Origin of the sequence: Staphylococcus sp. EZ-P03 (assembly GCF_003344575.1) — a bacterium.
Taxonomy (GTDB): Bacteria; Bacillota; Bacilli; order Staphylococcales; family Staphylococcaceae; genus Staphylococcus; species Staphylococcus simulans_B.
The window spans coordinates 1-2,333 of sequence record NZ_QPMO01000034.1 but is presented as its reverse complement, the minus strand read 5'-3'; the positions used below and the strand labels follow the sequence as shown (position 1 = coordinate 2,333).

Annotated in this window: 5 protein-coding genes; all 5 read left to right on the top strand. The window is 30.0% G+C overall.

Annotated features, from left to right (window positions below; translation table 11 throughout):
* The first annotated feature begins 103 nt into the window (after positions 1-103).
* The 5 genes from DVJ99_RS12740 to DVJ99_RS12725 all read left to right on the top strand — a co-directional run bounded on the left by DVJ99_RS12740 (position 104) and on the right by DVJ99_RS12725 (position 2,255).
* On the top strand, positions 104-958 hold the full coding sequence (locus DVJ99_RS12740) for a hypothetical protein (protein ID WP_114604538.1): 855 nt from the start codon (positions 104-106) through the stop codon (positions 956-958).
* A 146-nt stretch (positions 959-1,104) separates the two neighbouring features.
* On the top strand, positions 1,105-1,479 hold the full coding sequence (locus DVJ99_RS12735; protein ID WP_114604537.1) for an HTH domain-containing protein: 375 nt from the start codon (positions 1,105-1,107) through the stop codon (positions 1,477-1,479).
* Positions 1,480-1,558: 79 nt separating this feature from the next.
* Positions 1,559-1,834, top strand: coding sequence for a hypothetical protein (locus tag DVJ99_RS13205; protein WP_162912220.1), 276 nt, complete (start codon positions 1,559-1,561; stop codon positions 1,832-1,834).
* Complete coding sequence (locus DVJ99_RS12730; protein WP_162912219.1) at positions 1,794-2,063, top strand: DUF536 domain-containing protein; 270 nt, start codon at positions 1,794-1,796, stop codon at positions 2,061-2,063. Before DVJ99_RS13205 ends, DVJ99_RS12730 begins: the two co-directional genes overlap by 41 nt.
* A 21-nt stretch (positions 2,064-2,084) precedes the next feature.
* On the top strand, positions 2,085-2,255 hold the full coding sequence (locus tag DVJ99_RS12725) for a DNA adenine methylase (RefSeq protein ID WP_021286047.1): 171 nt from the start codon (positions 2,085-2,087) through the stop codon (positions 2,253-2,255).
* The last annotated feature ends 78 nt before the right edge of the window (positions 2,256-2,333 follow it).

Sequence of the window (2,333 nt, the reverse complement as noted above, 5' to 3'; positions counted from 1 at the left end):
AAGAGTTAAAATTATGATATGCTAAAAGTGTTCAAAAAATATATTGATAACCTAAGTCCCCTAAGTAGTCTTTAGGGGTATTGTTTTAAAAGGGGTGATTTATATGAGTAATAATATAAAGAATAAGAAGAAGAATTATAAGGAAGTAGAAGAGTTATTGAGTTTTTATTATGAAGAAGTAAAGGGAGAAGAATTTTATAGATATATATTTCCTAATAACCAAGATGAAGGAGAAATGACAGGAGATTATTCTAAACCTAATGCTATTTATTTATATAAGGATCCTAAAGATGAAGGTACAGAAAGAAAGCTGAGAAGAAGAATCATGCTTAATGATACCTGGGAAGAAGATTATAGAGAGTTTGTAGAGAATAATCCTATGACTTTGTGTTCTGGTTTAGCTTATAGAGGTCGTGTAAATCGCTTAGAGTATGCTCAACAGATGAATGCTTTAGTTTTTGATCTTGATGCAGTAGGTAAAAATGAGTTAATGAATTTATTTTCAAGAATAGGTAAAAAGCCAGGGCTTAGGACGCTTCCTCAGCCGACTTTTATTGTAATGAGTGGTACAGGTCTTCATATTTACTATGTATTTGAGAAACCGATTGATTTATATCCGAATATTAAGCTTCAGATGAAGCAGTTAAAGTATGATTTAACCTTTAAAATGTGGGAGTATAAGGCAACTTCACAAGAAAAGCAGATACAGTATCAGTCAATCAATCAAGGTTTTAGAATGGTTGGCTCTAGAAATGATAAATATGATTTACCAGTAAAGGCTTTTAAAACTGGTGAAAGAGTTACTTTAGATTATATTAATTCCTATGCAGATGAAGAAAAAAATAGAGTAGATATAAAAAAGCGATTTAGACCAACTCAATATAGTTTAGAAGAAGCAGAAGAGAAGTTTCCAGAGTGGTATGAAAGAGTGATTGTTAAGGGAGATAAGGAGAGCTAAAAGATGGGATATAAAGAGAGATCTTTATGATTGGTGGCTAAGGCAAAGTTATAAGGTTAAGGGTGGTCATAGATATTTTTATTTAATGTGTATGGCGATTTATTGTTGTTAAGTGTAATATTCCAAAAAATGAAGTTAGAGAAGATATGTATAAAATTTTTGATGAATTGAAGGAAATAGAACATTCTAATCCCTTAGAAGAAGATGATATTAAATCAGCTTTAGAAACTTATGATAGACAATATTATAACTTTACCATTGATGATATTGTAAAATTAACTGATATTCCTATTGAAAAAAATAAAAGAAATTATCAAAAGCAAAGTGATCACTTAGAAGAAGCTAGAATGATAAGGGATCTAAGAATGAAGAGAGAAGGAAGAAAATGGACTGATAACAACGGAAGACCTTCAAAAGAAAATTTAGTAAAGGAATATTTAGAAGAAAATCCAGATCATTCTCCAACAGAAATAGCTAAAAATTTAAAAATTAGTCGTACAACAGTTTATAAATATATTTAGTGGAGTGTACAGCACTGTACAACAGCGTACAACGATTTGTACAGCATTATGATAGAATGATTTATAAGTGAGGTGGCATATGAAGGAGAAAATTTATACAATAAAAAACTTATGTGATGAATTAAATCAACCAAGACAAAAAGTAAGAAGAAGACTTGAAAAGCTTGAAATTAAAGCAATTAATAAAGATACAAGAATTTATGAAAATGAATCTCTGGAGTATGATCACCAAGCCTTTTTGAAATTAGCAGAAGAATTTGATGTACGAATTGATAATAAAGAGTGTACAGCAAGTGTACAACAGCGTACAACGAATGAACAGCACCGTACAGCAGAAGAAACAAGCAAAGGATAAACTGATAAAGGTACTAGAAGAGCAGTTAGAAGAAGCGAATAAATCAAGAGCAAACTTAGAAAAACTTTTAGACCAACAACAACAGTTAACTTTGATTTCTAATAAAAAACTTGAATCATTGAAATTAGAACTTGAAGAAAAAGAATCAGAAACACAGATTGATGAAGGAATAAATAAAGAAGAAATGAAAAAAGATGAAAAAAAGAAGTGGTGGCAAATTTTTAGATAAATATAAAAGGAGAGAAATACTATGGCAGAAAATAAAAACCTTCGTCCCTTATTAAAATATCCAGGGGGAAAAGAAAGAGAATTAAATCATATTAATGATGCTCTACCTTCAATTATAAATAATTATTATGAGCCATTTTTAGGTGGCGGGGCTGTCTATTTTAATATAAATGCAAAACATTCCTTACGTTGACCGTTAGAAATGTTTATGATGGTACTGAATTAAATAAAAGTTTATCGGATATGTCAAAAGGTTTTAATCGTATGATGA